Annotated in this window: 2 protein-coding genes; both read left to right on the forward strand. The window is 71.6% G+C overall.

What is annotated here, in order from left to right:
- The first annotated feature begins 110 nt into the window (after nucleotides 1–110).
- A complete protein-coding gene (locus tag ABZ806_RS44970) occupies nucleotides 111–1,199 on the forward strand; it encodes a HesA/MoeB/ThiF family protein (RefSeq protein ID WP_500226112.1) in 1,089 nt (362 codons plus the stop codon).
- Nucleotides 1,196–2,488 (forward strand): hypothetical protein, encoded by a 1,293-nt coding sequence (locus ABZ806_RS44975; RefSeq protein WP_500226114.1) that lies wholly within the window; start codon nucleotides 1,196–1,198, stop codon nucleotides 2,486–2,488. Before ABZ806_RS44970 ends, ABZ806_RS44975 begins: the two co-directional genes overlap by 4 nt.
- Nucleotides 2,489–2,525: the final 37 nt, after the last annotated feature.

The raw sequence follows: 2,525 nt of genomic DNA on the forward strand, positions 1-2,525 counted from the left end.
ACGGTCGAGCCGCCGGGTCGCCGCTAAGGCGGCTTACCCCCCCCGAGGGTCCGGCCGGCCAGGCCCTCGGCCTGGCCGGCCTTTCCCTGCCCCCGACCGGAAGGGCCCGCATGCGGCTGCCCCGAATCAAACGCGTCCACCAGCCCCTCGCCCTGCCCGGCGACCGCATCCTGATCGGCCTGATGCAGCAGGGCGTCGCGGCGGAGATCCAGGACGACGAGGACGGCGGGATCGCCCGGCTCATCACCCTCATGGACGGCAGCCGCACGGTCGACGAGGTGTGCGCCGCCTTCGCCGAGACCCACCCCGCCGTCGCGGAGGACAGCGCCCGCGAGGTGATCGGGGAGCTGATCGCGGGCGGTTTCGTCGAGGACGCGGGCGCACCGCTGCCCGGAAACCTGGACGACCGCGAGGCCGCCCGCTACGAGCCCGCCCGCAACTTCTTCGCGTGGATCGACACGGCGCCGCGCAGCTCGCCGTACGAGATCCAGTCCAGGGTCAAGGACGCGCGGGTCGGCCTGCTCGGTCTCGGCGGCACGGGTTCGGCGGTGGCCGCCGGGCTGGTGGCCAGCGGGATCGGTGCCCTGCACGTCGCCGACTTCGACACGGTCGAGGAGTCCAACCTCACCCGGCAGCTCCTCTACACCGAGGACGACGTCGGCCTGCCCAAGGTCGACCGCGCCGTGGAGCGGCTCCGCGCCATGAACGGCCTGGTGAAGGTGACCGGCGACACCGTCAAGGCGGACGGGCCCGACGGGATCGCCGCGATGATGGAGGACTGCGACCTGTTCGTCCTCTGCGCCGACGAGCCGCACCCCGACATCATGTTCTGGACGAACGAAGCGGCGCTGCGGACCGGCACCCCCTGGTTCGTCAGCTTCTACACCGGGCCGATGGCCGTGGTGGGCGGCCTGGTGCCGCGCGAGACGGGATGCTGGGCGTGCCTGCGCCGCCATGAGGACCAGCGTGAGTTCAAGGCCCACGGCCGTTCCCTCACCGAGGAGCGCCCGAACGCCGTGATCGCGGCCAGCGCGAACGTCAGCGGGCACCTCTGCGCGCTGGAGGTGCTCTACCACCTCGGGGGACTGCCCACCCAGGCGCGCGGCCGGGTCTTCCACTGGAACTACGCGATGTGGGACCACTCGTACTTCATCGAGATCCCGCACGACCACGACTGCCCGGCCTGCGGAACGCCGTGACCACGGTCGAGTTCCACCCGCTCGTGGTCCGCCCGGACGACGACGACCCCGACGCGGTCGTCGTCGGACGGCTGGAGATCGGCGAGTTCGTGGAGCTCCCCGCCGTGTACGGGGACGGGATCACCCTGATGCGCGGCGGCCTGACGGTCGCCGCGGCCGAGGAGCGCATCGCCGCCGAGCACGACGTCGAGGTCGACCTCGACGAACTCGTGGAGGCCCTCACCGGCCTAGGGTTCGTGCGGTCCGTCGACGGGGACCCGCTCCCGGACCCGGCCGAGCACGCCCCGCGCAGCCACTTCGCCCGGCTGACCGAGCGGAACACGTCCTGGCTGTTCGGCCTCCCGGCGAAACTCGCCTGGGCGGCGGCGGTCGGCGCGGGGCTGGTCACGCTCGTCCTGCGGCCCGCGTTGCTGCCGAACTACTCCGACTTCTTCTGGAGCGACTACGTCGGGCTCACCGTCCTGGTCAACACGGTGATGATGTCGATGTCGATCAGCGTGCACGAGCTGATGCACCTGATGGCGGCGCGCTCGCTCGGCGCGCCCGGACGCATCGGCTTCGGCACCCGCCTGCACAACCTCGTGGTGCAGACCGACGTCACCGGGGTCTGGGGGGTGCCGCGCCGCTCCCGGTACCGGGTCTACCTCGCCGGGCTCGCCTGGGACGTCCTGCTGATGGCGGCGCTGGTCCTGCTCGTCGCCTACGCCGGGCTGCCCGGATCGGCGGACGCGCTACTCCAGGCGCTGGTCATCACCGTCCTGATGGCGATCCCCTTCCAGCTCCAGGTCTACATGCGCACCGACCTCTACTTCGTGCTGCGCGAACTCCTGCGGACCCGGAACCTCTTCGACGACGGGCTGGCCTACGCCAGGTACCTGCTCGCCAGGACGTCCGCCGCGCTGCGCCGGCGTCCGGGCGCCGTCCAGGACCCGACGGCCGAACTGCCGCGGCGGGAGCGGCTCGCGACCCGCGTCTACTCGGTCTTCCTGGTGTTCGGCGCCGGCATCACGCTGACCTCGTTCGCCCTGTTCGCCGCGCCGATCGCGGTCGTCGCGTTCCTGCGCGCGATCGAGGGCGTCGCCGACGGCTTCACCGGCGGATCGATACTCCGGGCCCTGGACTCGGCGCTGCTGATCCTCATAGAGGGTGCCATCCAGGCGCTGTTCGCGGTCACCTTCATCCGAACGCACCGCCACTGGTTCCGCCCCCGAGGCGCCCGCAAATCCCCGCCCACCCCCGATGCCGAGACCGCAAGCGCGCCGTCCACAAACCAGGCCACCCCCCGTTGATCTGCGGCGTGTTGTTGTTATGAGGGCCCTCATAACA

The organism is Spirillospora sp. NPDC047418 (assembly GCF_040643275.1).
In the GTDB taxonomy this organism is placed as follows: Bacteria; Actinomycetota; Actinomycetes; order Streptosporangiales; family Streptosporangiaceae; genus Spirillospora.

Excerpts from the sequence above, each read along its gene's own strand:
- ABZ806_RS44970 (WP_500226112.1), top strand. The coding sequence starts at position 111 with ATGCGGCTGCCCCGAATCAAACGCGTCCACCAGCCCCTCGCCCTGCCC.